The 22,940-nt window shown below is 72.1% G+C and carries 21 protein-coding genes; 11 read left to right on the forward strand and 10 right to left on the reverse strand.

What is annotated here, in order from left to right; translation table 11 throughout:
• Positions 1-162 precede the first annotated feature (162 nt).
• The 7 genes from ABUW04_RS33925 to ABUW04_RS33955 form a co-directional block, all read right to left on the reverse strand.
• Positions 163-1,638: a catalase gene (locus ABUW04_RS33925; RefSeq protein WP_380568285.1), complete on the reverse strand. Its 1,476-nt coding sequence runs from the start codon at positions 1,636-1,638 to the stop codon at positions 163-165.
• A 69-nt stretch (positions 1,639-1,707) separates the two neighbouring features.
• Positions 1,708-2,946 (reverse strand): allantoicase, encoded by a 1,239-nt coding sequence (gene alc / locus ABUW04_RS33930; protein ID WP_380568286.1) that lies wholly within the window; start codon positions 2,944-2,946, stop codon positions 1,708-1,710.
• Positions 2,943-4,322: an allantoinase AllB gene (gene allB / locus ABUW04_RS33935; protein WP_380568368.1), complete on the reverse strand. Its 1,380-nt coding sequence runs from the start codon at positions 4,320-4,322 to the stop codon at positions 2,943-2,945. Before allB ends, alc begins: the two co-directional genes overlap by 4 nt.
• 103 nt (positions 4,323-4,425) lie before the next feature.
• A complete protein-coding gene (locus ABUW04_RS33940) occupies positions 4,426-5,547 on the reverse strand; it encodes a glycerate kinase (protein WP_380568369.1) in 1,122 nt (373 codons plus the stop codon).
• Between the two features lie 203 nt (positions 5,548-5,750).
• Entirely contained in the window at positions 5,751-7,532 is a 1,782-nt protein-coding gene (gcl, locus tag ABUW04_RS33945) for a glyoxylate carboligase (RefSeq protein ID WP_030248087.1), read from the reverse strand.
• A gap of 1 nt (position 7,533) precedes the next feature.
• The gene (locus ABUW04_RS33950; protein WP_380568287.1) at positions 7,534-8,424 is read right to left on the reverse strand and encodes a 2-hydroxy-3-oxopropionate reductase; all 891 of its coding nucleotides are present in this window, start codon (positions 8,422-8,424) and stop codon (positions 7,534-7,536) included.
• A gap of 154 nt (positions 8,425-8,578) precedes the next feature.
• Positions 8,579-9,448, reverse strand: a complete 870-nt coding sequence (locus ABUW04_RS33955) for a TIM barrel protein (protein WP_380568288.1) — start codon at positions 9,446-9,448, stop codon at positions 8,579-8,581.
• Between the two features lie 147 nt (positions 9,449-9,595).
• On the opposite strand from ABUW04_RS33955, the gene ABUW04_RS33960 reads away from it, so the two are divergent.
• The 7 genes from ABUW04_RS33960 to ABUW04_RS33990 all read left to right on the forward strand — a co-directional run bounded on the left by ABUW04_RS33960 (position 9,596) and on the right by ABUW04_RS33990 (position 14,718).
• Positions 9,596-9,874, forward strand: a complete 279-nt coding sequence (locus ABUW04_RS33960) for a thiamine-binding protein (protein ID WP_380568289.1) — start codon at positions 9,596-9,598, stop codon at positions 9,872-9,874.
• Complete coding sequence (locus ABUW04_RS33965) at positions 9,871-10,251, forward strand: helix-turn-helix domain-containing protein (RefSeq protein ID WP_030248094.1); 381 nt, start codon at positions 9,871-9,873, stop codon at positions 10,249-10,251. The genes ABUW04_RS33960 and ABUW04_RS33965 overlap by 4 nt, the downstream gene beginning before the upstream one ends.
• 92 nt (positions 10,252-10,343) lie before the next feature.
• The gene (gene uraD / locus ABUW04_RS33970; RefSeq protein WP_380568290.1) at positions 10,344-10,823 is read left to right on the forward strand and encodes a 2-oxo-4-hydroxy-4-carboxy-5-ureidoimidazoline decarboxylase; all 480 of its coding nucleotides are present in this window, start codon (positions 10,344-10,346) and stop codon (positions 10,821-10,823) included.
• 9 nt (positions 10,824-10,832) lie between these two features.
• On the forward strand, positions 10,833-11,150 hold the full coding sequence (uraH, locus tag ABUW04_RS33975; RefSeq protein ID WP_030248099.1) for a hydroxyisourate hydrolase: 318 nt from the start codon (positions 10,833-10,835) through the stop codon (positions 11,148-11,150).
• Between the two features lie 7 nt (positions 11,151-11,157).
• Positions 11,158-12,066, forward strand: a complete 909-nt coding sequence (gene pucL / locus ABUW04_RS33980; protein WP_030248100.1) for a factor-independent urate hydroxylase — start codon at positions 11,158-11,160, stop codon at positions 12,064-12,066.
• Positions 12,067-12,195: 129 nt separating this feature from the next.
• Positions 12,196-13,569: an 8-oxoguanine deaminase gene (locus ABUW04_RS33985; protein ID WP_380568370.1), complete on the forward strand. Its 1,374-nt coding sequence runs from the start codon at positions 12,196-12,198 to the stop codon at positions 13,567-13,569.
• A 195-nt stretch (positions 13,570-13,764) separates the two neighbouring features.
• Complete coding sequence (locus tag ABUW04_RS33990; RefSeq protein ID WP_380568291.1) at positions 13,765-14,718, forward strand: quinone oxidoreductase family protein; 954 nt, start codon at positions 13,765-13,767, stop codon at positions 14,716-14,718.
• Between the two features lie 342 nt (positions 14,719-15,060).
• Here the strand turns inward: ABUW04_RS33990 and aceB are convergent, their stop codons facing one another.
• The gene (gene aceB, locus ABUW04_RS33995) at positions 15,061-16,695 is read right to left on the reverse strand and encodes a malate synthase A (RefSeq protein ID WP_380568292.1); all 1,635 of its coding nucleotides are present in this window, start codon (positions 16,693-16,695) and stop codon (positions 15,061-15,063) included.
• Positions 16,696-16,801: 106 nt separating this feature from the next.
• On the opposite strand from aceB, the gene ABUW04_RS34000 reads away from it, so the two are divergent.
• A complete protein-coding gene (locus ABUW04_RS34000) occupies positions 16,802-17,638 on the forward strand; it encodes an IclR family transcriptional regulator (RefSeq protein ID WP_084713301.1) in 837 nt (278 codons plus the stop codon).
• Between the two features lie 119 nt (positions 17,639-17,757).
• Here the strand turns inward: ABUW04_RS34000 and ABUW04_RS34005 are convergent, their stop codons facing one another.
• Positions 17,758-18,336: a nucleotidyltransferase family protein gene (locus ABUW04_RS34005; RefSeq protein WP_380568293.1), complete on the reverse strand. Its 579-nt coding sequence runs from the start codon at positions 18,334-18,336 to the stop codon at positions 17,758-17,760.
• A 130-nt stretch (positions 18,337-18,466) separates the two neighbouring features.
• Here ABUW04_RS34005 and moaA point away from each other — a divergent pair, with 130 nt between their 5' ends.
• The 3 genes from moaA (at position 18,467) to ABUW04_RS34020 (ending at position 21,400) form a co-directional block, all read left to right on the forward strand.
• On the forward strand, positions 18,467-19,471 hold the full coding sequence (gene moaA / locus ABUW04_RS34010) for a GTP 3',8-cyclase MoaA (RefSeq protein ID WP_380568294.1): 1,005 nt from the start codon (positions 18,467-18,469) through the stop codon (positions 19,469-19,471).
• 108 nt (positions 19,472-19,579) lie between these two features.
• The gene (locus ABUW04_RS34015; protein WP_051724722.1) at positions 19,580-20,431 is read left to right on the forward strand and encodes a hypothetical protein; all 852 of its coding nucleotides are present in this window, start codon (positions 19,580-19,582) and stop codon (positions 20,429-20,431) included.
• A gap of 105 nt (positions 20,432-20,536) precedes the next feature.
• Positions 20,537-21,400: a hypothetical protein gene (locus tag ABUW04_RS34020; protein WP_380568295.1), complete on the forward strand. Its 864-nt coding sequence runs from the start codon at positions 20,537-20,539 to the stop codon at positions 21,398-21,400.
• Here ABUW04_RS34020 and ABUW04_RS34025 read toward each other — a convergent pair.
• Positions 21,367-22,749, reverse strand: a complete 1,383-nt coding sequence (locus tag ABUW04_RS34025) for a glycosyltransferase family 39 protein (protein ID WP_380568296.1) — start codon at positions 22,747-22,749, stop codon at positions 21,367-21,369. The two genes, ABUW04_RS34020 and ABUW04_RS34025, sit on opposite strands and share 34 nt — an antisense overlap.
• Positions 22,750-22,940 lie beyond the last annotated feature (191 nt).

Below are 22,940 nucleotides of genomic sequence, written 5' to 3' on the forward strand. Positions count from 1 at the left end.
TGCGGACGGTCCCCCCGGGGGACACTCTTCACCGTCCGCTGCCACTCCGCTACCGGAATCGCAGAATAGAACAGAAGAGCGAACCCCGGTGCGACGCTGCACCGGGGTCCGCTGGTTCACTGCCGCCGATCGGCTGCCGGTCGGCAACCGATCAGCCGGGGATCAGGCCTCGTCGGCGTTGCGGATCGCCTCGACGGCGGCCTGCAGCCGCCGGCCGTAGTCGGCGTCGGCCGCATGGAAGAACGGCAGGACCCGCTCGACCACGTCGTCGCGGCCGACCGAGCCGATGGAGCCGGCCAGGTTGGCGATCAGACGCTCCTTCTCGCCGTCCGACATCAGCCGGTACAGCTCGCCCGCCTGGAAGAAGTCGTCGTCCTTGGCGTGCGCCAGGGCCGCATGGGTGCCGGTCCAGCCGTGCACCGCGGTCGGGGCGGCCAGGGCCTGGTCGGTCTGGCGCGGGCCGTCGTAGGAGTTGGGCTCGTAGTTCTTGGCCCGGCCCGCGGTGTTGGCCGCGCCGAGGCCGTCCCGGCCGTAGTTCTGCGCGGTGGTGGCCCTGGGGGCGTTGACCGCGAGCTGGGTGTGGTTGACGCCCAGGCGGTACCGGTGCGCGTCCGCGTAGGCGAACAGCCGGCCCTGGAGCATCTTGTCCGGCGAGGGGCCGATGCCGGGGACGAAGTTGTTCGGCGAGAACGCGGCCTGCTCGACCTCGGCGAAGACGTTGTCGGGGTTGCGGTTCAGGACCAGTCGCCCGATCTTGTGCAGCGGGTAGTCCGCGTGCGGCCACACCTTGGTGAGGTCGAACGGGTTGAAGCGGTAGTCGGCCGCCTCGGCCACCGGCATCAGCTGCACGTGCACCGTCCAGGACGGGAAGATGCCGCGCTCGATGGCCTGGTGCAGGTCGCGCTGGTGGCTGTCGGCGTCCTGGCCGACCAGCTCGGCCGCCTGGCCGGCGTCCAGGCTGCGCACGCCCTGGTTGGTCTTGAAGTGGTACTTCACCCAGTAGGCGGCACCGTCGGCGGCGACCCACTGGTAGGTGTGCGAGCCGTAGCCGTTCATGTGGCGGTAGGAGGCCGGGATGCCGCGGTCGCCGAAGAGCCAGGTGATCTGGTGCAGCGACTCGGGCGAGTAGGACCAGTAGTCCCAGACGTTGTCCGCCTCCTGCACGCCGGTGAACGGGTCGCGCTTCTGGGAGTGGATAAAGTCGGGGAACTTGATCGGGTCCTTGATGAAGAACACCGGGGTGTTGTTGCCGACGAGGTCGTAGTTGCCCTCCTCGGTGTAGAACTTCAGCGCGAAGCCGCGGGGGTCGCGCACCGCGTCACCGGCGCCGAGGTTGCCGGCCACGGTGGAGAAGCGCAGGAAGACCTCGGTGCGCTTGCCGACCGTGTTCAGGAAATTGGCACGGGTGTACGGGGTGACGTCGTCGGTCACCTCGAAGTAGCCGTAGGCGCCGGAACCGCGGGCGTGCACCACGCGCTCCGGGATGCGCTCGCGGTTGAACCGGGCGAGCTTCTCGATCAGCTGCTGGTCCTGGATCAGCACCGGGCCGCCGATGCCGGCCTGGGCGCTGTTCTGGTTGTCGGCGACGGGGGCGCCGGACTCGGTGGTGAGGATTTTGGCGGTGCTGGTTTCAGGCATGGCGGTACCTCGGTAGTGGCTCAGGGAAAGGTGAAGGGTGGTGCGGCAGCTGCTGGGCGGGCCGTCGTCTCAGACGCCCAGCAGCCGCCAGATCGCGGCCCGGCGGCGGGAGGTCTCCGCGCCGTCGGGGGTGTCGGCGGGCGCCAGCGCGGCGACAGCCGACTGCGCCGACGCGGCGTCAGTGAGCGGGCGGGCTCCGGTTACTGACGCAGCCTCAGTTCGAGTCAGGCCGGCCTCGGTCAGGGCCTGCACCGCCTCCTCGACCGGCACCAGGTTGAACCAGCGCAGCGCCAGAGCCGCCCGTCCCGCCTCGGTGAGCCGGCCGGTGAGGCGCAGCCGGGCCACGCCGCCGTCCGGGAAGACGTTCAGCCGGGCGCCGTCGACCGGACGCTGCGGGGCGACCCGGAAGCGGTGCCGGGTGTCGGGCTGGAGCCGGGTGCGCGGCAGCAGGTCGAACCACTCGCCGGTGGCGGCGTCGCGGCCGGATACCGAGGCCCAGCCGGGGCAGTTGGCGACGAAGTGGGTGGTGTCCAGCTCGATCGCCAGCACCTCGCCGGTGTCGGCCAGGTTCAGCTCGACCCAGTCGTTGTCCTTGTTGCGGCGCCGCCGGGTCTCCCAGCCCTCGCCCATGACCGCCGCGCGGCCCAGCGAGTTGAGGTTGTGCGGGGAGGAGAAGTAGCGGTCCGAGGCGCCGGTGGCGACGCCGCCGTGCTCCTGCGCGGCCAGGTCGAAGGTCAGCCCGTCCAGGTCGCGCGGGTCGGCGACGACCTCGCCGTGCACCCGGAGCCGCGCCACGCCGCCGTCCGGCCAGATGTTGAGGCGGACGTGGGTGAAGCGCTGCTCGCTGTCGACCGCGAACTCGTGGGCGGTGTCGCCCTTGAGCGCGGTGCGGGGCACGATCTCGGTCCACTCGGCCGCGGCCAGCTCGGCCGGGGAGGGGTGGCCGGGGACGGAGGCGGCCTCGACCGAGGCGGTCTCCGGGTAGTTGCCGGTGAAGTGGGCGGTGTCGACGATGACGCCGCGGACCACGCCGGCCGCGCCCAGCCGGACCACCGCCCAGTCGTGGTCGTCGTCGGTGGGGTGCGGCTCGTCGGCGCCCGCGCCCCGGCGGCGGCGGGTCTCCCAGCCGTCCATGATCTGGCCCTTGTGCCCGAAGGTGTGCGGCCGGAACTCGGCGGCCGCAGCGACGATCAGGTTCTCCTTCTCGGCGAACAGCTCGTCATTGGCGTCCACCACGCCGGCGCCCAGACCGCGGGCCGCGAGGTTGACCAACTCGGTGAAGGCGGCGGGCTGCTGACTCTCGGTCATGCTTCTCCTCGGGCGATGATGCGGCCGATCGGACGGGCGTCAGCGTCGACGTCCACGACCTGGCCGCGAAGCCAGGTGGTACGGACGGCGCCAGTCAGCGAACGGCCTGCGTACGGGGTTACGGGGTTGCGGTGGTGCAGGCCCTCGGGGTCGACGGTGAAGGCGGCGTCGGGGTCGAAGGCGACCAGGTCGGCGTCCTTGCCGGGGGCGATGGCCCCCTTCGTACACAGCCCGACCAGGGCCGCCGGGCCGGAGCTCATCCAGCGCACCACGTCGGCCAGGGCGAAGCCGCGGCGGCGGGCCTCGGTCCAGATGGCCGGCAGGCCGAGCTGGAGCGAGGCGATGCCGCCCCAGGCGGCGGCGAAGTCGCCGTTGCCGCCGTAGCGGGCGAGGTGCTTGAGGTCCGGCGTGGACGGCGAGTGGTCGGACACCACCGCCGCGAACTCCCCGTCCGCCAGGGCCTGCCAGAGCAGGTCGCGGTTGGACTCGTCGCGGATCGGCGGGCAGCACTTGAAGGCGGTGTCGCCGTCCGGGACCTGCTCGGCGGCCAGTGTGAGGTAATGCGGGCAGGTCTCGGCGGTGACCTGGACGCCGTCGGCGCGGGCCTGCCGCAGCAGCGGCAGCACGGCGGCCGAGGAGACGTGCAGGATGTGCACCCGGGCGCCGGTGCGCCGGGCGGCGGCCAGCAGGCCGGCCACCGCGGTGGCCTCGGCGTCGTCCGGCCGGGAGGCCAGGAAGTCCGAGTAGTGCGGGCCGGGCTGCTGCGGTGCGGCATCCAGGACGGCGGGGTCCTCGGCGTGGATGATGGCCAGGGCGCCGATCCGGGCCTGCTCGGCGAGGGCCTCTTCGAGTTGACCGCCCGTCAGATGCGGGAACTCGTCCACCCCGGACGGGGCGAGGAAGCTCTTGAAGCCGAACACCCCGGCCCGGTACAGCGGTTCGAGATCCGCGGTGTTGCCGGGGATCGCACCGCCCCAGAGGCCGACGTCGACGAAGGTCTGGCCGTCGGCGACCTTGCGCTTGGCCTCCAGGTTGGCGACCGTGGTGGTCGGCGGGATGGAGTTCAGCGGCATGTCGACGATGGTGGTCACGCCGCCGGCGGCGGCCGCGCGGGTGGCGGTGGCGAAGCCCTCCCACTCGGTCCGCCCCGGCTCGTTGACGTGCACGTGGCTGTCGACCAGACCGGGCAGCAGGGCCAGGTCGCCCAGGTCGACCAGGTCGGTCCGGGCACCGTCGATCTGGCCACCGTCGGCCTGCCCGTAGGGCAGCACCTCGACGATCTTCCCCTCGCGGACCACGACATCGGCGGCCTGCTCGCCCTCGGGGAGGACGGCGCGACGGGATCGGAAGACCTGGGTCAACTCAACCTCCGGGATCGGTGCTGCGGCGCGGAACGGATGCTGCGGCTCAGGTGGTAGGGGGAGACTACGGGCGGCTTCAACAAAACGTCAACGTTCGAATCTCCACATCGCCCGGCGATCAGAGCAGGAAGCGTTGAGCGATCTGCTCCCCCGCCAGCTCGGCCAGCTCGGCGGCACGGGCGATGCTCTCGGCCGCCGTCGCCCCCGGACCGGCCAGCGCCGCGAGTTCGTAGGCGGCGGCGAAGCCGGCGCCGCGCCAGGCGGGCGCGTCGAGTTCGAGTCGGCCTGCCACGGCGACCACCGGGACCCCCGCCCCTGCGGCCGCCGCGGCGACCCCGGCGGGGGCCTTGCCGTGCAGTGTCTGCACGTCCAGGCATCCCTCACCGGTCACGACCAGGCCGGCTCCCCGCACGGCCCGGTCGAAGCCCAGCAGATCGAGCAGCAGCTCGATCCCGGGCCGCATGCGGGCCCCCAGCAGCGTCATCGCGCCGAAGCCCAGTCCGCCGGCGGCGCCGGCCCCCGGGGCCTCGCGCAGTTCGGTGCCGGTGGCCTTGGCGACGGCGTCGGCCCAGTGCGCGAGGGCCGCGTCCAGCTCGGCCACGTCCGCCGGGCCCGCGCCCTTCTGCGGGCCGTAGACGGCGGGGGCGCCGCGCTCGCCGAGCAGCGGGTTGTCGACGTCGCTGGCGATCACCACCTCGACCCCGCGGAGCGCTCCCGCGACGGGTCCGAGGTCGAGGTGGTGCAGCCGGCTCAGGGCGGCGCCGCCAGGGGGGAGGTCGGTGCCGTCGGCGTCCTGCAGCGTCGCGCCGAGAGCCTGGACCAGGCCGGCGCCGCCGTCGGTGCAGGCGACTCCGCCCAGGCCGAGGACGATCCGGGTGCAGCCGAGGTCCAGCGCCCGGGCGACCAACTGCCCGGTGCCGTAGCTGCTCGCCGTCAGCGGCGCCGGAACCCCGCCGGGGAGCAGCGTCAGCCCGCTGGCCTGCGCGGCCTCCACCACGGCGGTGTCCTCGCGGACGGCTATGGCCGCCTCGACCGGCTCGCCGGTCGGGCCGCTGACCGTCAGTGCGACGCGGCGGTAGCCCGCCGCGAGCGCGGCCAGCACCGTACCCTCGCCGCCGTCGGCGACAGGGAGGGTGCGGACGTCGGTGCCGGGCGCGGTCCGCAGGATGCCTGCGGCGATGTGCTCGGCGGCTTCGGCAGCGGTCAGGCTGCCCTTGAACTTGTCGGGTGCGACGACCACATGACCGGTGGTCTCCTGCTGCTGGGTCATCGCGTCCTCAATCTTCCGGTTTGCGCCATACATGGTGGGTCTCCTCCCGGCGGCGCGGGCACGACCGGATTCCATCATGGGATGGGTCACGCCGCCGAGAGGAAGCTTGGAGCCCCCCGCGTCGGCGGGCACGACCGGAATGGATCTACCGGCGCGGGGGGAGTCGGTGGGGGCTAGCCCAGGGTGTTGAGCAGGGCGCTGGGGGCGTCCGAGGCGCGTTCGGCGATCGGCTCGAACTCGTTCACCTTGTCGATGTCGCTGCCCGACATCGACACATTGGTGACGCGCTCCAGGATGACCTCGACGACCACCGGCACCCTGAACTCGGCCATCAGCTTCTTGGCCTGCTCGAACGCGGCACCGAGCTCGCTCGGGTCGAAGACCCGGATCGCCTTGCAGCCCAGGCCCTCGGCGACCTTGACGTGGTCCACGCCGTAGCCGTTGACCTCGGGGGCGTTGACGTTCTCGAAGGACAGCTGGACGTGGTAGTCCATGTCGAAGTTGCGCTGCGCCTGGCGGATCAGGCCCAGGTAGGCGTTGTTGACGACGACGTGGACGTAGGGGATCTGGAACTGCGCCCCCACCGCCAACTCCTCGATCATGAACTGGAAGTCGTAGTCGCCGGAGAGCGCGACGACCGTGCCCTCGGGGTCGGCGGTGGCGACACCCAGCGCGGCCGGCAGGGTCCAGCCCAGCGGCCCGGCCTGGCCGGCGTTGATCCAGTTGCGCGGCCCGTAGACGTGCAGCATCTGCGCGGCCTGGATCTGCGAGAGGCCGATGGTGGTGACGTAGCGGGTGTCCCGGCCGAAGGCCAGGTTCATCTCCTGGTACACCCGCTGCGGCTTGACCGGGACGTTCTCGAAGTCGGTCTTGCGCAGCAGCTCGCCCTTGCGCTCCTGGCAGCTCGCCGCCCACCCGCTGCGGTCCTTGAGCTGTCCGGCCGCCTTGCGCTCGCGCGCCACCTCTACGAAGAGCTCCAGCGCGGCCCTGGCGTCGGAGACGATGCCGAAGTCGGGGGCGAAGACCCTCCCGATCTGGGTCGGCTCGATGTCGACGTGGACGAAGGTGCGTCCGGCCGTGTAGGTGTCGATGCCGCCGGTGTGGCGGTTGGCCCAGCGGTTGCCGATGCCCAGGACGAAGTCCGAGGCCAGCATGGTCGCGTTGCCGTAGCGGTGCGAGGTCTGCAGGCCGACCATGCCGGCCGTCAGCTCGTGGTCGTCCGGGATGCTGCCCCAGCCCATCAGGGTCGGGACCACCGGGACGCCGGTCAGCTCGGCGAACTCGACCAGCAGGTCGGCCGCGTCCGCGTTGATGACGCCGCCGCCGGAGACGATCAGCGGCTTCTCCGAGGCCTGCAGCAGGTCCAGCGCCTTCTCGATCTGGGCGCGGCTCGCGGACGGCTTGTAGACCGGCAGCGGCTGGTAGGTCTCGATGTCGAACTCGATCTCGGCCATCTGGACGTCGATCGGCAGGTCGATCAGGACCGGGCCGGGACGGCCCGAGCGCATCAGGTGGAAGGCCTGCTGGAACGCGCCGGGCACCTGGGCCGGCTCCAGCACGGTCATCGCCATCTTGGTCAGCGGCTTGGCGATCGAGGTGATGTCGACGGCCTGGAAGTCCTCCTTGTGGAGCTTCGAGACCGGCGCCTGCCCGGTGATGCACAGGATCGGGATGGAGTCCGCGCTGGCCGAGTAGAGACCGGTGATCATGTCGGTGCCGGCCGGGCCGCTGGTGCCGATGCAGACGCCGATGTTGCCGGCCTTGGCCCGGGTGTAGCCCTCCGCCATGTGCGAGGCGCCCTCGACGTGGCGGGCCAGGATGTGGGTCAGCCCGCCGTTGGTCCGCATCGCGGAGTAGAACGGGTTGATCGCCGCACCCGGCAGACCGAACATGTGGGTGACACCCTCGGCCTTGAGGATCTCAACAGCCGCCTGGGCGGCAGTCATACGGGCCATGTCAGTTGACCTTCCGTCCGGCGAGGCGCTCGACGCCGCGCAGCAGTGCCGAGTGGTCCAGCGAGCCGTCGCCGTTGGCCCGGGCCGAGGCGACCAGCTGGGCGACCAGGGAGCCGACCGGCAGCGGCGCCTCGACGGCGCGGGCGGCGGCGGTGACGATGCCCATGTCCTTGTGGTGCAGGTCGATCCGGAAGCCCGGGGCAAACTGGCGGTCGACCATGTTGGCCTTCTTGCGGTTCAGCACGGTGGAACCGGCGAGGCCGCCCGCGAGCACGTCCAGCGCGGCCTGGAGGTCGACGCCGGCGTTCTCCAGGAAGACCACGGCCTCGGCCACGACCTGGATGTTGACCGCGACGATCAGCTGGTTGGCGGCCTTGACGGTCTGTCCGGCGCCGGCCGGGCCGACGTGGATGACCGTGGTGCCCAGCGCGTCGAACAGCGGCTTGGCCTCGGCGAAGTCGGCGGCGCCGCCGCCGACCATGATCGAGAGAACCGCCTCGATCGCACCGGCCTCGCCACCGGACACCGGGGCGTCCAAGGTGCGGATCCCCTTCGCGGCGGCGGCCTCGGCAACCTTGATGGAGGTCTGCGGGGTGATGCTGCTCATGTCGATGACCAGGGTGCCGGGCTTGGCGTTCTCCAGGACACCGCCCTCGCCCAGGATCACCTGCTCGACCTGCGGGTCGGCGGGGACCATGGTGATGACCACCTCGGCCTCGGCGACGGCCTCGGCAATGCTGGTCGCTGCGCGACCGCCGTCGGCCACGAGCTTGTCGATGGCCGGCTGGGTCAGGTTGTACCCGGTGACCGTGTGCCCGGCCTTGACCAGGTTGGCAGCCATCGGGCTGCCCATGATCCCGAGGCCGATGAACGCGATGGTGCGGGCTGTCATGTGGTGCTCCTCAGGGGGTGCAAGTTGAGGGGAGTGGGAGGGTACGGGTCTGCGATGGTTGGCCGCGCAGTTCCCCGCGCCCCTTGGCGGTGGTCAATGACGCGAGGGAAAGTTGCAGCCCCCTAGGGGCGCGGGGAACTGCGCGACAAGCCACCTACGCCCGTGCACTGGTGCGCAGGTCCCGGGGCAGCCAGGCGAAGGGGTCCTGCTCCGGTCCGGCCTTGTACTCCAGGCCGACGTAGCCGGTGTAGCCCACGCCGTCGAGACGGCTCAGCAGGGACGGGAAGTCCAGTTCGCCGGAGCCCGGGAAGTTGCGGGCCGGGGCGTCGGCCACCTGTACGTGGCCGATGCGGTCGGCGTAGGTGTCGATGACCGCGAGCAGGTCCTCGCCGTTGCGGGCCAGGTGGTAGAGGTCGCAGAGGAAGCGGGTGTTGTCGAGTCCGGTGACCGCGTTGACCTGGTCCACCACCGCGACCGCGTCCTTGCTGGAGAGCAGCCCGTACAGTGGCGCCTCCGGCGCGTTCAGCGCCTCGACCAGCAGGGTCGCGCCGATGCCGTGCGCGGCGTGCGCGGCCAGGGTGAGGTTCTCCAGCGCCAGTTCGTCCTGGACCTTGAGGTCCACCCCCTCCACCCGGTTGCCGTAGAGGGCGTTCAGCGAGCGGCAGCCGAGCGAGTCGGCGAGGCCGACCGCGACCGCGATGTTGTCGCGGAACTGCTGGGACTCGGCCGGTCGGGAGAGCAGGCCCTTGGAGCCCGCGGCCATGTTCCCGGCGTCGAAGTTGAGCCCGGTGAGCTGCACGCCGGCATCGGTGAAGGCGCGGCGCAGCGCGTCCAGGTCGCTGTCGGGCGGGGTGGGGCCGTCCAGGGTCCACCAGAGTTCGGCGGCGTCGAAGCCGGCTGCCGCCGCCGCGGCGGGGCGCTCGAACAGCGGGAGCTCGGTGAAGAGGATCGACAGGTTCACGGTCCAGCGCTGGTCGAGCCAGTTGTGCTGCTTCTGCGCGGCGGCGGTCATGCGGTCACCCATTCAATTCCACGATACGGAAGCTCGTTTCTGCTTGATGGAACTATCGCACGAGGCCGCGAGGCACTGTCAAGGGTCGCCGCAACAAAATGTTGAAAATGGCCGATCGGCACTCCGCCCGACCGCACAGCGGTCGGATACGCTGCGCCCGTGCGATTGAAGGTGGAGTTCACGACAGAGCCGTTCGAACTCGACGGCTTCCCCGACCATGCCAAGGCCGCCCGTCGCGCCGTGGACGAGGCGGGACTGACGGTCGACGTCGGCCCGTTCGGCACCAGTGCGGAGGGGGAGGCCACGGCCGCCCTCGCGGCCGTGGAGCGGCTGCTCCGGGAGACCCTGGCCAGCGGCGCCACCCGGATCTCGCTCCAGGTCAGCACTCTGGACGAGGCCGGCCGGCCGATAGCCGAGCGAGAGGAGGACGGCGCATGAGCCGCGAGGAGCACCCGCTGGCACAGGCCATCAAGCCGCTCCTGGACGCCGTCGGCGCCACCGCGGTCAGCCCGGCCGAGGCCCGGCCGGACGACGTGCTGCTGGAATGGGAGGAGCAGCCGGCCGTCGCCGTGCGACTGCCCGGACTGGAGAGCGCGCTGGACCGGCTGCTCGGCGAGGTGCGCCGGCAGTTCGGCGGCGTCGAGCTGACCGCGCTGGACCGCGCCAGCAAGCAGCGGGTGGTGGCACAGCTGGAGGAGCGCGGCGCCTTCACCATCCGGCACGGCGTGGAGACCGTCGCGGCGGCGCTCGGCGTCAGCCGCTTCACGGTCTACAACTACCTCAACCGGCAGCAGGCGACCACGAAGGACGCCTGAACGCCGACGCGCAACACTTTTTCAACAAACTGTTGACGTACGGCGGTGGTGGACCTAGCTTTTGGTGACACCCCCCTCGTAGGAGGTCATCCGTGGCCCTGTCCACCTCCGCGCTCTCCCGGCTCGAAGCCGGGCTCGACGAGATCTGCACCAGCCCCACCTGGGCGAAGCTGGTCCGCGCCGCCGGCCCCTGGGCCGACCCCGAAGCCGTGCACGCCGCCAACGCCGCGGCGATGGCCGGGCTCAGCGCCGCCGACCTGAGCGACGCGATGGCGGGGCACGCCCGGATCGGGCAGCCCAAGGCCGGGGACGCGACCTCCGAGCGCGAGCAGTCCGGCGTCCAGGGCGCCGAGCGCACCCTGCTGGACGAGCTGGCGCAGGCCAACGCCGACTACGAGGCGAAGTTCGGCCATGTCTTCCTGATCTGCGCCACCGGCCGCACCGCCGGGACGATGCTCGGCGCCCTGCGCGAGCGCTACGGCAACGACGCGGCGACCGAGCGCGAGACCGTCCGCGGCGAGCTGCGGAAGATCAACGACATCCGTATCGACCGCCTTCTCACCGAGGACTGACGGAGCATCATGACGTCCATCTCCACCCATGTGCTGAACACCAGCACCGGCCGCCCCGCCGAGGGCGTCCCGGTCGAGCTGGCCCAGCGGGGGGCCGGGGGCGGCTGGACCGTCCTCGGCGGCTCCAGCACCGACGCCGACGGCCGCTGCAAGGACCTGCCGGTCCCGGACACGGCGGCGGGGACGGTGCTGCGGCTGAACTTCACCACCGAGGGCCCCTTCTTCCCCGAGGTCTCCATCGTCTTCGACGTCGACCCGGCCCAGGCCCACTACCACGTACCCCTGCTGCTCAACCCGTACGGGTACTCCGTCTACCGAGGAAGCTAGAGATCCCATGGCTCACGTTCTTGGCCAGAACCAGTACGGAAAGGCGGAGACCCGTGTCGTCCGCATCTACCGGGACACGACCCGCCACGAGATCAAGGACCTGAACGTCTCGGTCGCCCTCTCCGGCGACCTGGACGACGTCCACCTCACCGGTTCCAACGCCAACTGCCTGCCGACCGACACCACCAAGAACACGGTGTACGCGTTCGCCAAGGAGCACGGCATCGAGTCGGCCGAGGCCTTCGGCATCCACCTGGCCCGGCACTTCGTCGACAACAACGAGCCGATCCGCCGGGCCCGGATCCGGATCGAGGAGTACACCTGGGACCGGATCCGCACGCCGGACAACTCGGCGCGCTTCATAGGGTCCGAGGAGGTCGGCCACTCCTTCGTCCGCAACGGCGGCGAGATCCGCACCGCGCAGATCACCTACGACGGCGACCGCTTCGAGGTCATCACCGGCCTCAAGGAACTGACCGTCATGAACTCCACCAACTCGGAGTTCTGGGGCTACATCAAGGACAAGTACACCACCCTCAAGGAGGCCTACGACCGGATCCTGGCCACCCAGGTGACGGCCCGTTGGGCGCACTCCTGGAGCGGCGAGGAGACCCAGCCCAACTGGGAGCGCTCGTACACCCACGTACGCCGCCACCTGCTGGAGGCCTTCGCCGAGACCTACTCCTACTCGCTGCAGCAGACCCTGTACGCGATGGGCAGCCGGGTCCTGAACAACCGCGCCGAGGTGGACGAGGTCCGCCTGGAGCTGCCCAACAAGCACCACTTCCTGGTGGACCTGGAGCCGTTCGGCCTCAAGAACAACAACGAGGTCTACTTCGCCGCGGACCGCCCGTACGGTCTGATCGAGGGTACGGTGCACCGCGAGGGCGTGACCCCGGTCATCCCGGTGGCATAGCCTTCCTCCAGCACCACCCCAGGGATTCTCCCGCCGTCCCGCCCTGGGCAGCCCCACCCGACGGCGGTTCTTGTGGGACCCGGAGCCCGCACCGCCATCGCCGAGGAGCTGAGACAGCAGATGACAACCATTCCCCCGTCCTCCGACGAGCGCATCGTCATCGAGAACGCGGCCATCGCCACCGTGGACGCCGCCGACAACGAGTACACCCGCGGGCACGTGGTGATCGCCGGCAACCGCATCGAGTCGGTCGGCGAGGGCCCCGCCCCGCAGTGGCTGCAGGGCGTGGTGCGCCGGATCAACGCCGAGGGCCACCTGGTCACCCCGGGCCTGGTCAACACCCACCACCACTTCTACCAGTGGATCACCCGCGGGCTGGCGCAGGACAACATCCTGTTCGACTGGCTGGTCGCGCTCTACCCGACCTGGGCCCGGATCGACGACCGCCTGGTCCACGCCGCCGCCCAGGGCTCGACCGCGGCCCTGCTGAAGTCCGGCTGCACCACGGCCAGCGACCACCACTACGTCTTCCCCAAGGACGGCGGCGACATCCTCGGCGCCGAGATCGAGGCGGTGGCCGAGCTGGGCATGCGCTTCACCGCGCTGCGCGGCTCGATGGACCGCAGCAAGAAGGACGGCGGCCTGCCCCCGGACCACGCGGTGGAGCAGACCGAGGAGATCCTGATCGCCTCGGAGGCGGCGGTGGACCGCTACCACGACGCCTCCTTCGACTCGATGCTGCAGATCGCCATCGCGCCCTGTTCGCCGTTCTCGGTCTCCACCGAGCTGATGCGCGAGGCCGCGCTGCTGGCCCGCCGCAAGGGCGTACGGCTGCACACCCACGGCTCGGAGACGGCCGAGGAGGAGCAGTTCTGCAAGGAGCTGTTCGGCATGGGCCCGACCGACTACTTCGAGTCCACCGGCTGGCTGGGCGAGGACGTCTGGATGGCGCACTGCGTCCACATGAACGACTCGGACATCGCCAAGTTCGCCGAGACCGGCACCGGGGTGGCGCACTGCCCGTCCTCCAACGCCCGCCTGGCGGCCGGCATCGCCCGGGTCCCGGACATGCTCGCGGCCGGCGTCCCGGTCGGCCTGGGCGTGGACGGCACCGCCTCCAACGAGTCCGGCGAGCTGGGTACGGAGCTGCGCAACGCGCTGCTGATCAACCGGCTGCACGGCCGCCCCGACGCGCTGACCGGGCGCAAGGCGCTGCGCCTCGGCACCATGGGCGGCGCCCGGGTGCTGGGCCGGCAGAACGAGATCGGCTCCATCGAGGTCGGCAAGCTGGCCGACCTGGCGCTGTGGAAGATCGACGGGGTGATGCACTCCTCGATCGCCGACCCGGTCGCCGCGCTCACCCTGGGCGCGCTGCCGCCGCTGACCCTGCTCCTGGTCAACGGCCGCCCGGTGGTCGAGAACGGCCTCCTGACCACGGTCAACGAGGACCGGATCGCCAAGGCGGCCGCCGACGCGGCCAAGGAGCTGGCCTCCCGCACCTGAGCCGGTGCAGAACCCCCCTGAACTCCGGGTGCCGCTGGACGGTGTGGCACCCGGGCTCCCCGGCAGCGCCCTGCGCGCCGCCGGGGACCGCGGCCCCGGATCCACGGCGAGGATCCGGGGCCGCGGCGTACCCGGATGACATACCAGCCGGTATGTTGGGACTCCAAGGTGTTACCCACTGGTAAGGAGTCAGGTATGCGGGCGATCCAGATCACCGAGTTCGGCGGCCCCGAGGTACTGCGGCCGGTCGAGCTGCCCGATCCTGTGGCCAAGCCGGGGCAGCTGCTCATCGACGTCGCCGCGGTCGGCGTGAACTACGCGGACACCCACTCGGTGGAGGACTCCTACCTCTCCCGCAGCACCCTGCCGATGGTGCCCGGCGGCGAGGTGGTCGGTCTGACCGCCGACGGCCGCAGGGTGGTCGCGCTCACCGCCACCGGCGGCTACGCCGAGAAAGCCGTGGCCTGGGAGAACATGGCGACCGAGGTGCCCGACGGAGTGTCCGACGGGGCCGCACTGGCGCTGGTCGTCCAGGGCCTGACGGCCTGGCACCTGCTGCGGACGGCCGGACGGATGGCCCCCGGCGAGACCGTGGTGGTGCACGCGGCGGCGGGCGGCACCGGCTCGCTGGCGGTGCAGCTGGCCCGGCGCTTCGGGGCCGGACGGATCATCGCCACCGCGTCCAGCAAGGAGAAGCGGGAGCTGGCCCTGGAGCTCGGCGCGGACGTCGCGGTGGAGGCCGAGGCCGAGGGGCTGAAGGAGCGCCTGGTCGAGGCCAACGGGGGCGCCAAGGTCGACCTGGTGCTGGAGATGACCGGCGGCCCGGTGTTCGACGCGTCGCTGGCCGCGCTGGCGCCGTTCGGACGCCTGGTGACCTACGGCATGGCCTCGCGCACCGAGCCCACGGCAGTCGCCGCGGGGAAGCTGATGGCGCACTCGACCGCCGTGGTCGGCTTCTGGCTGATGCACTGTGTGGGCAAGCCCGCGCTGCATGCCGAGCCGATGGCGGAGCTGCTGCGGATGGTTGCCGCGGGCGAGCTCAACCCGCTGGTGGGCGAGGCGTACCCGATGTCGGAGGCGGCCCGGGCCCACAGTGAGCTGCGCGCTCGGCGGACCGTGGGGAAGCTGGTGCTGGACCCCCGGCGGTAGCGTGCGGCACCTGCATGGTTTGTCGCGCAGTTCCCCGCGCCCCTGGGGGTTAGGGGCGCGGGGAACTGCGCGACCAGCCCACTACGGTCCGCAGCCAAAGAAGCCCCTGCCCTAGCCACAACTGTTCTGACGGTCCATCATCTGCCCCGTAGGACACGATCCTCGGGAGGCGTCATGTCGAAGAAGACCCGCAAGCGCAGCTGGCGCAGGCGCAAGGCCAACCACGGCCGGCGGCCCAACTGCCGCTGACAGGTCGTGCCGACAGGCAATCAGGCGGCGGTGACCAGGAAGGACCTCCCCAGGTTTGTTCCCGGTCACCGCCGCCGGTCGTTGCTGCCCCGCTCAGCCCAACAGGGCGTAGCCGGGCAGGGTCAGGAAGTCGGGGAACTCCTCCGCCAGCGCCACCTGCTCGAACAGCCCGGCGGCCTCGGTCCAGCGGCCGGCCTGGTACGCCTCGTCGCCCAACTCGCTGCGCAGCTCCGCGAGTTCGGTGGCGACCAGCTCGCGGACCAGCTCCGGGGTGACCTTGACGCCGGTGTCGTCCAGCACCACCCCGTTGTAGATCCACTGCCAGATCTGCGAGCGGGAGATCTCCGCGGTCGCGGCGTCCTCCATCATGTTGAAGATGGCGACCGCCCCCAACCCGCCCAGCCAGGCCTCGATGTAGCGGATGCCGACCTGGACCGCGTTGTGCAGTCCGACGGCCGTGCACTCCCCGTCCGCACCGGCGATGTCCAGCAGTTCGGCGGCGGTGACGGTGCCGGCCGGCTGGACGTCCTTCTGGTTGGGCCGGTCGCCGAGCACCGCGTCGAACGCGGTCCGGCAGATCGGCACCAGGTCGGGGTGGGCCACCCAGGAGCCGTCGAAGCCGTTGCCGGCCTCGCGCTCCTTGTCCGCAGTGACCTTCTCCATCGCGGCCGCGTTGACGGCCGGGTCGCGGCGGGAGGGGATGAACGCGGCCATCCCGCCGATGGCGTGGGCGCCGCGCTTGTGGCAGGTCTGGACCAGCAGTTGGGCGTAGGCGCGCATGAACGGCGAGGTCATGCCGACGGAGTTGCGGTCCGGGAGGATGTACTGCTCACCGGCGTCGCGCAGGTTCTTGATGATCGAGAAGAGGTAGTCCCAGCGGCCGGCGTTCAGCCCGGCGGCGTGGTCGCGCAGCTCGTAGAGGATCTCGTCCATCTCGAAGGCCGCGGTGATCGTCTCGATCAGGACGGTGGCCTTGACGGTGCCGTGCGGGATGCCCAGCGCCTCCTGGGCGTGGGTGAAGACCTCGTTCCAGAGCCGGGCCTCCAGGTGGCTCTCGGTCTTGGGGAGGTAGAAGTACGGGCCCGAGTTGGGGTCCTCCGCGCCGCGGGCCAGCAGCCGGGCGGCGTTGTGGAAGAAGTACAGCCCGAAGTCGACGAAGGCGCCGGCCACCGGCTCGCCGTCCACCAGCAGGTGCGCCTCGTCCAGGTGCCAGCCGCGCGGGCGGACCACGACGGTGGCGAGTTCGGCGTCGGGGCGCAGCGCGTAGCTCTTGCCGGCGCCGGTGCTGAAGTCGATCCGGCGCTCGAAGGCGTCGATCAGGTTGATCTGCCCCTCGACGACATTGCTCCAGGTCGGCGCGGTGGCGTCCTCGAAGTCGGCGAGCCAGACCTTGGCACCGGAGTTGAGGGCGTTGACGACCATCTTGCGGTCGGTGGGGCCGGTGATCTCGACCCGGCGGTCCTGAAGGGCCCGGGGCGCGGCGGCGACCTTCCAGTTGCCGCTGCGGACGGCGGCGGTCTCGGGGAGGAAGTCCAGGGTGCCCTCGGCGGCGATCCGGGCGCGGCGCTCCTTGCGCAGCGCCAGCAGTTCGCGGCGGCGCGGCCCGAAGCGGCGGGACAGGTCGGCGACGAAGGCGAGCGCCTCCGGCGTCAGCACCTCCTCACCCCGGTCGACCGGGAGGCCGGCGACGACGATGGAGGCGGGTTCGGCTTCCTGCGGTCCTGCCATGGTCCAATGCTCCTTCAGGATGATGATCGAAAGGCGTGCTCGGCACCCTCGGTCTTCTGTAAGGTGGAGGCTAGTTTCCGCGATACAGAATTTCAACACTTTGTTGATGTTGATCGCGGCACACCGTACCCCTGCCCTGGAAGGTAGTCCTGTGGCGGCATCCCCCGCATCGATCGACGCTCCGGCAGACCGCTCCGGAGGCGTCCAGTCCGTCGAGCGCGCCTTCCAGTTGCTCGAGGTGCTCGCCGACTCGGGCGGGGTGAGCACGCTGAGCGATCTGGCGGCCGCCTCGGGACTGCCGATGCCCACCATCCACCGCCTGGTCCGCACCCTGGTCCAGCAGGGGTACGTCCGCCAGGACACCGCCCGCCGGTACACCCTCGGCCCCCGGCTGATCCGCCTCGGCGAGACCGCGGGGCGGCTGCTGGGCAGCTGGGCCCGGCCCTACCTGGCCGAACTGATGGAGGCCACCGGCGAGACGGCGAACCTCGCGGTACTGGAGGCCGGCGAGGTCGTCTACGTCGGGCAGGTGCCCTCCCGGCACTCCATGCGGATGTTCACCGAGGTCGGCCGCAGGGTGCAGCCGCACTGCACCGCCGTCGGCAAGATCCTGCTGGCGCAGCTGCCCCGGGAGGAGGCGGCGGGTGTGCTCGGCAGCGCGGCGCTGCCCGCCCACACCGAACACACCGTCACCGACCCGGCCCGGCTGCTCGCCCAGTTCGACGCGGTCCGGGCCGGAGGCTACGCCGTCGACGACCAGGAACAGGAGATCGGCGTCCGCTGCATCGCCGTCCTGGTCCCCGGCGCCCCCACGCCCACGGCGCTCTCCATCTCGGGGCCCGAGGCCCGGGTGCAGGCGCTGGAAGCCCGTAGCGGCGGGCTCATCCCGCAGATGCGGGAGATCGCCGTGCGCTTGGGTCAGGCTCTGGGGACAGCTGACTGACCGTAGATGGCTGTTCGCGCAGTTCCCCGCGCCCCTATGGGGCTGCAACTGGCTCAGTTGCAATCAGCCAGGGGCGCGGGGAACTGCGCGATCAACCACGCACCGAGCAGATCTCTGCGCTAACCCCGCCACCGCTCCCATTGGTCAACAGTGTCGACGTCGTCCCCCGAAGCAACGTCCCCACACTCCACCAACAGAAGCTCCGAGGCCCGCGCAGCGAACAGCGCTCGCGCCCCCGCGTCCCCCACCGCACCCCGCGCCGCCTCCCCCCAGTACCCCGCAGGGATCCGCACCGGATGCCCCCGCCGCCCCTCGTACGCCGCCGCGGCGAACCCCTCCGCAGCGAGCACCCGCGCCACCGCCGCAGGCGTCAGCCCGGGCGTGTCCACCAGTGAGACCAGCACCGCCGGCGCATCCGCAGGCAGCGCGCCCAGCCCGGCGCGCAGCGAGGACCCCATCCCGGTGCGCCAGTCCTCGTTGCGCACGACCGTGCAGGCCCCCAGCTCGGCCGTCGCCAGGACCTCCCCGGCCCCCGCCCCCAGCACCACCACGATCCGCTCGCAGCCCGCGGCCCGCAGCACCGCGAGCGCATGCTCGACCAGCGGACGCCCCCGGTAGGGCAGCAGCGCCTTGGGGCCCAGCCCCAACCTGCGTCCCTCGCCGGCGGCCAGCAGCAGGGCGACAGGTGTGGAGGACATGCGTCCAGTCTGCCGGGAGGGACCCGGACCCCGCGTTGGACGAAACTACAGCCCTGCCGCCGCCCCCTCCCCCGTTCACCGGGGCTTCACCCGCTGGACCGTTGCCCGGTGCGGCCGTTCTACTGGGCCAATGCCCTGCACCACCGCCTCCCCCCTGACGGACCGTCTAGGCCGGGTCCACACCGATCTGCGGGTGTCCCTCACCGACCGGTGCAACCTGCGCTGCACCTACTGCATGCCGGAGCAGGGCCTGGACTGGCTGCCGCGACCGGAACTGCTGACCGACGACGAGTTGGTGCGGCTGGTCGCCCTGGCGACCAGCCGGCTGGGCATCCGCACGGTCCGGCTCACCGGCGGCGAGCCGCTGCTGCGGCGCGGGCTGCCGGGCCTGGTCGCCCGGCTGGCCGCGCTGCCGAACGCCCCGGAGCTGTCGATCACCACCAACGGCGTCGGCCTGGCCCGCAGCGCCGCCGCCCTGCGTGAGGCCGGTCTGCGGCGGGTCAACGTCAGCCTGGACACGCTGCGGCCGGAGCGCTTCGCCGCGATCACCCGCCGCGACCGGCTCCAGGACGTGCTGCTCGGCCTGGCCGCGGCCCAGGTGGCGGGGCTGGCGCCGGTGAAGGTCAACGCGGTACCGGTGCGCGGCGTCAACGACGACGAGATCGCCGAGCTGGCCGCCTTCGCCGTCGAGCACGGCTACCGGATGCGCTTCATCGAGTCCATGCCGCTGGACGCCCAGGGCGCCTGGGACCGGGCCAGGATGGTCACCGCCGACGAGATCCTGGCCCGGCTCGGCGAGCGCTTCGAGCTGGCGCCGCTGCCCCGCGAGGGCAACGCGCCCGCCGAGGAGTGGCGGGTGGTCGGGACCGACGCGGTCATCGGCGTGATCGCCAGCGTGACCCGGCCGTTCTGCGGCGGCTGCGACCGGGTCCGGCTCACCGCCGACGGCCAGCTGCGCAACTGCCTGTTCGCGGCCACCGAGTCCGATCTGCGGGCCCTGCTCAGGGGCGGTGCCGACGACGACGCGGTCGAGGCCGCCTGGCGCGAGTCGATCGCCGGCAAGGGCCCCGGCCACGCCATCGGCAGCGCCGACTTCCGGCAGCCGGACCGTCCGATGTCGGCCATCGGCGGTTGATCACCCGCGATCCGCACCGTCCCGTCCGATAAAGGGCCTCCCCGAACCCGTTTGGATCAGCGAGGATGTTAGGGCGCAGCCCGCCCCGACCGGAACGGACGGTTAGTCATGCCCGCCACGCCGCAGCCCGACAGCCAGGGGGCGCCACAGCCCGCTGCCCGCCCGGTGCGCTGCCCGTCCTGCCGTCGGGAGCACGCCTACGAGCCGTCCGTCTTCCCGTGCCCCTGCGGGGCCAGCCTCAAGGTGCCGCTGCTGCGCGGCGGGGTGCCGGTCCAGGTGCGGTTCCGCTCCTGGGAGGACTCCTGGCTGAGCATGCGCTGCCCGTCCTGCGGACGGTCCGAGCAGTGGCCGCAGCCCGAGTTCACCTGCTCCTGCGGGGCCACTGTGCGCCTGCCGGTGGACACCGACCGCAGGCCGGTGCCGATCGCGCCGCCCAAGCCGCCGACGGTCCAGCGCCCCGCGGTGCAGCACCCCTCGGGACAGCCCGTGGCCGGCCCGTACCCGTCCGGCCCGCAGCCGGGGCAGCCGCCCGCGGCGCAGCCCCCGGTGGGCCGCCGCCCGGCGCCCTCGCGGCCGCCGTTCGTCCCGCATCCGGTGCGGAACTCGGACGACGCGATCCTGGCCGCGGCCCGCTACCTGGAGTGGCTGGGCTTCGGCACCCTGGAGGTGTCCGACTCGCAGGACCGCGAAGGGGTGTGCCTGCTCGGGACCACGGTCGTGGCCCAGGTCGACACCTGGACCGAGCCGGCCGACCTGCGCGCGGTCGAGTGCCTGTGGCTGAACACCCTGCACGCCGACGAGCTGCAGCCGGTGATGTTCACCCTGGCCGGCTACAACCAAGAGTCCCGCAACCGGGCGGACCAGCTGCTGGTGGCCCTGTTCGAGCTGGATCTGGAGGGCGTTCCGCAGCCGGTGAACTCCGCGGCGCGGGAACTGCTCCGCACCGGCGGCTCGAACTGACGCCACGTCAGTTCGAACTGGATCTGTGATTGATCTGGCGCGGGTGGTCGACTGCGTGTTGCAATTCCGTCACCACCGGCCCAGCAGCACGGAGGGGAGCCGTCCTTGTCGGTCAACCGAGGCGCGTCGGACCAGCGAACGGCAGCGATCCCGAACCCCGACGGATCGGTCCCCGACGACTCGGCTCCAGGGGCCGCCACGCCCGACGGCGGCGCCACGGTCTGGCTGCTGCGCTCCCGCGGCTGCTGGGAGCCGGCCGCCGCGCTGCTGGAGCCCGCCGCCGCGCACTCCCCGGAGGCCGCGCTGGACCGGGCCGAGCTGCTGATCGAGCGCTCGCTCTTCGAGAACCGCGGCTGGGGCGAGGCCGAGAGCGCGCTGCGGCTGGCCGAGGCGGGCGCGCGGGTCGACGGCACCCGGGCCGCCGCAGCCTGCGCCCGCGGCTACCTCGCCTACTGCGCGACCCTGCTGCGGGTGCACGACCGGCTGGACGAGGCCCAGATGGCCCTCGGCCGGGCCTCCGCGATGCTCCCGCCGGACGCGCCGGGCCGTCCGCTGCTGGACTTCCGCCGCGGCCTGGTCGCCGAGAACCTGCTGAAGGACCCGGCCGCCGCCCGCACCGCCTACCGCCGCGCCCACGCCGGGGCCGAGCAGCAGCGGGACGACCTGCTGCTGTCCTACACCTGGCGGCACCTCGCCTCCATCGCCCAGCAGGACGGCAACCTCGCCGGGGCCAGGCACGGCTTCGCCGAGTCGCTGCGGCTGCGCGAGCTGATCGGCTTCGCCATCGGCATCGCCCCCGCGCTGGCCTCGCTGGCCGAGGTCTCCCCCAGCCCGGAGGCCGTGCTGCTGCGGGCCGAGGCGGCCCGGCTGGTCCGGACCTTCGGGGGCGTGCCGGTGTGGCTGGCCGAGGACGGCGGTCCCGGCGCAGCGGCCGATCAGCGGGACGGGCAGGCGCCGGGCCGGGCGTAGAGGCTGATCTCGACGCCCTTGACCTCCAGGCTGGTGCACTTCTGGAACCCCGAGGTCAGCTCCGCCTGCTTGGCCCGGTCCCGGGCCGCCGCGGTCGGCGAGGGCCCCTTGCCCTTGGTGCGGACGGTGATGATCCGGGTGAAGTCCGCCATCCGGTCCGTGATCTGCTGCGGCGTCAGCTCGACGCCGCCCAGCGTCGCCGAACCGGCCACCGGGGCGGACAGCGCCAGATCGGTCAGCCCCGCGTAGTCCTGCGGGAACGCCAGCTCGGACTGGCGCCGCGAGGTCGGCATGAAGAGCACCCCGTCCCCCGGCTCGGCGAGCGCGGCGACCGCCCTGGCGGTGCCCTGCAGGTCGTCGGACCGGCTCTGCGGGGTCCGCAGCTGCGTCTCCACCGGCAGCAGCAGGAGCAGCGCCAGCGGTACGGCCAGCAGCGCGCGCCAGCCGAGCCGGGGCAGCCGCCGCCCGAGCGCGTCCAGCGCCGAGCCCACCAGCAGGGCCAGACCCGCGTACTCGAACAGGACGTAGCGGTCCAGGTAGACCGGGTGCACCAGCGAGACGCCCAGCAGCACCGCCTGCGGCAGCAGGAGCAGCGGCAGCGCGAAGCCGCGCAGGCTGACGGCGCCGGACTGCCGCTGCGGCACCAGCGCGCAGAGCCCGCCGAGCAGGCACATCCCGGCGGCGAAGAGGACCGTCCCGGTGCTCGGGGCGGTGATCCAGGCGACCTGCTGAGCCTGCTCCGCCCCGGCCACGGCCAGCGGCGCCAGCCCGGCCAGTACCGCCACCATGGCCGCCACCCAACCGGCCCACACCCGGCGCGGCACCCGCGCCGCTACCAGCGTCACCGCGTGGGCGGCGATGGCCAGGGCCGCGTACTCGTGCAGCAGGCAGGTGAGCAGGGCCGCTGCCGCATAGCCGGCCCAGCGGCCGGGGCCGGGGCGTTCCACCGCCCGGAGCAGCAGCAGACCGCTGAACACCACCGCGGCCATGACCAGCGCATAGGAGCGGCCCTCCTGCGCGTACTGCTGGACCGCGGGGAAGACCGGCAGGGCCAGTCCGGCGGCGAGCCCGGCCCGGGGCCCGGCCAGCCGGCGTCCGATCAGGGCGACCCCGGCCGCCGCTGCCGCCGTGCCCAGCACCGAGGGCAGCCGCAGCAGCGCCGGGCCGCCGTCGTGGAGCTGGAACATGCCGTGCAGCAGCAGGTAGTACAGCGCGTGCACGGCGTCGACCTGGTGGACCAGCGCCCAGATCTGTCCGGTGCTGCGGTGCGCGACCTCCAGGCTGACCGCCTCGTCGCCCCAGAGACTGCGGTCCCGGCCGATGCCCCACAGGCCCAGCGTCAACGCCACTACCACAGGAGGCAGCAGCAGTGCCGGCGTTCCGAGTCGCCGCTCCGGTCCGCGACGCCCGGCCCCGGACCCTTCGGAGGGGCGAAGCCGCAGGCGGGAGCGGGTGGACACGGGGGACATCCGGCCACCCTACCCGGTGTGTACACCAACGATGGATACACCCTTCCGGTGTATCCATCCCAAAAGCATCA

The organism is Streptacidiphilus jeojiensis, from assembly GCF_042510965.1.
Lineage (GTDB): Bacteria > Actinomycetota > Actinomycetes > Streptomycetales > Streptomycetaceae > Streptacidiphilus > Streptacidiphilus jeojiensis.